Origin of the sequence: Streptomyces sp. NPDC058576, assembly GCF_042718715.1 — a bacterium.
Taxonomy (GTDB): domain Bacteria; phylum Actinomycetota; class Actinomycetes; order Streptomycetales; family Streptomycetaceae; genus Streptomyces.
In genome coordinates this window covers 1-2116 of record NZ_JBHXPF010000044.1, presented here as the reverse complement: position 1 = coordinate 2116, position 2116 = coordinate 1, and the positions used below count along the sequence as shown (strand labels likewise).

2 protein-coding genes are annotated in these 2116 nt (G+C 69.9%); one reads left to right on the top strand and one right to left on the bottom strand.

The genetic code is table 11. The annotated features are described in order from the left end of the window. Positions 1 to 158: 158 nt before the first annotated feature. Positions 159 to 515: an iron-sulfur cluster assembly accessory protein gene (locus ACFWRV_RS26210; RefSeq protein WP_003969624.1), complete on the bottom strand. Its 357-nt coding sequence runs from the start codon at positions 513 to 515 to the stop codon at positions 159 to 161. A gap of 242 nt (positions 516 to 757) precedes the next feature. Here ACFWRV_RS26210 and nadA point away from each other — a divergent pair, with 242 nt between their 5' ends. Further along, the gene (nadA, locus tag ACFWRV_RS26205) at positions 758 to 1945 is read left to right on the top strand and encodes a quinolinate synthase NadA (protein WP_384338190.1); all 1188 of its coding nucleotides are present in this window, start codon (positions 758 to 760) and stop codon (positions 1943 to 1945) included. Positions 1946 to 2116: the final 171 nt, after the last annotated feature.

Genomic DNA, 2116 nt, shown 5'->3' with positions numbered 1-2116 from the left:
TTTTCGTCTGTACCCCCGGCTCCCTCTGCTCCGGTTTAGCGCGGCGCCGGCGGGGGGGGGGGCCGCGGGGGGAGCCCCGGCCGGCCCCCGGGCCGGGCGGGGCCGCGGGCTGCCCCCCCGGCGCCCGCCTCCGTATGCCCTGTTCCCGCTCGCAGCGGTTAGCTGAACGAGTCGCCGCAGGCGCAGGAGCCGGTGGCGTTCGGGTTGTCGATCGTGAAGCCCTGCTTCTCGATGGTGTCGACGAAGTCGATGGAGGCGCCGCCCAGGTACGGGGCGCTCATCCGGTCGGTGACGACCTTGACGCCGTCGAAGTCCTTCACCACGTCACCGTCGAGCGAACGCTCGTCGAAGAAGAGCTGGTAGCGCAGGCCCGAGCAACCGCCGGGCTGAACGGCGACGCGCAGCGCCAGGTCCTCGCGGCCTTCCTGCTCCAGCAGGCCCTTGACCTTGGCGGCGGCGGCGTCGGACAGGAGGATGCCGTCGCTCACGGTGGTGGTCTCGTCCGATACGGACATCTGCTTCTCTCCCGGGTTGTACGGAACTCTTGCCGACGGTTCAACCGCCTGCGCCGCGGATTCATTCCGGGCCAAGCGCTTGTCTGTTCCTTTTCATGCTCGCACACCCGGTCGCCCGGGGGATGCGTCACATCGACGCTATCGGCATCGTCAAAGTGACACGAAGCGGCTATGATAGATAGCGTCAAATAGACGAAAAGGCGCGTTCGCCGAAGCGCAGAGCAGAACGCAGAGAAGAAAGGGTGCGTGACGTGACCACGGCCCAGCCCCTGGACGTAACTCCCACACCCCTCGCCCTGTTGCTGCTCGGCCGGGAGGCCGACCCGAGGAGCGAGCGCGGCGTCGAATGCCCCGGCGACCTCCCCTCCCCGTCCGACCCGGACCTGGTGGAGCGCGCCCGCGCCGCGAAGGAGAAGCTCGGGGACAAGGTGTTCGTCCTCGGCCACCACTACCAGCGCGACGAGGTCATCCAGTTCGCGGACGTCACCGGCGACTCGTTCAAGCTGGCCCGTGACGCCGCCGCGCGCCCGGAGGCGGAGTACATCGTCTTCTGCGGTGTGCACTTCATGGCCGAGTCCGCGGACATCCTGACCACCGACGCCCAGGCGGTCGTGCTGCCCGACCTGGCGGCCGGCTGCTCGATGGCCGACATGGCCACCGCCGAGCAGGTCGCCGAGTGCTGGGACGTGCTGACGGAGGCCGGGGTAGCCGATCAGGTGGTGCCCGTCTCGTACATGAACTCGTCAGCCGACATCAAGGCCTTCACCGGCAAGCACGGCGGCACGATCTGCACGTCCTCGAACGCGAAGCGGGCCCTGGAGTGGGCCTTCGAGCAGGGCGAGAAGATCCTCTTCCTCCCCGACCAGCACCTGGGCCGCAACACGGCCGTGCGGGACATGGGGATGAGCCTGGACGACTGCGTCCTCTACAACCCGCACAAGCCGAACGGCGGCCTCACCGCCGAGCAGCTGCGGAACGCGAAGATGATCCTGTGGCGCGGGCACTGCTCGGTCCACGGCCGCTTCTCGGTCGAGTCGGTCGAGGACGTCCGGGCCCGGATGCCCGGGGTCAACGTGCTGGTGCACCCGGAGTGCAAGCACGAGGTCGTGGCGGCCGCGGACTACGTGGGCTCGACGGAGTACATCATCAAGGCCCTGGAAGCGGCCCCGCGCGGCTCGAAGTGGGCCATCGGTACGGAGCTGAACCTGGTGCGCCGCCTGGCGAACCGATTCGCCGCGGAGGACAAGGAGATCGTCTTCCTCGACAAGACGGTCTGCTTCTGCTCGACGATGAACCGGATCGACCTGCCGCACCTGGTGTGGACCCTGGAGTCGCTGGCCGAGGGCAAGCTGGTCAACCGGATCGAGGTCGACCCGGAGACGGAGAAGTACGCCAAGCTCGCCCTGGAGCGGATGCTGGCGCTGCCGTAACGCCGTAGCCGTTCCGGCGGGGGCCTCCGAGGGCGGGGAGGCCTGAGGCCTGCCGTACGCGGAAGGGGCCGGGGACCCACCGGGGGGGGGGGCCGGCCGCCGGCGCGTCGGCCGGGTCGGAGGGGCCCGGGCCCCCGCGGGGGCGGAGTGCGCCGCCGCGGCCAAGGCGGC

Bases quoted from the DNA above. Each gene is read 5' to 3' on its own strand.
- ACFWRV_RS26210 (WP_003969624.1), bottom strand. From the start codon at position 515: ATGTCCGTATCGGACGAGACCACCACCGTGAGCGACGGCATCCTCCTG.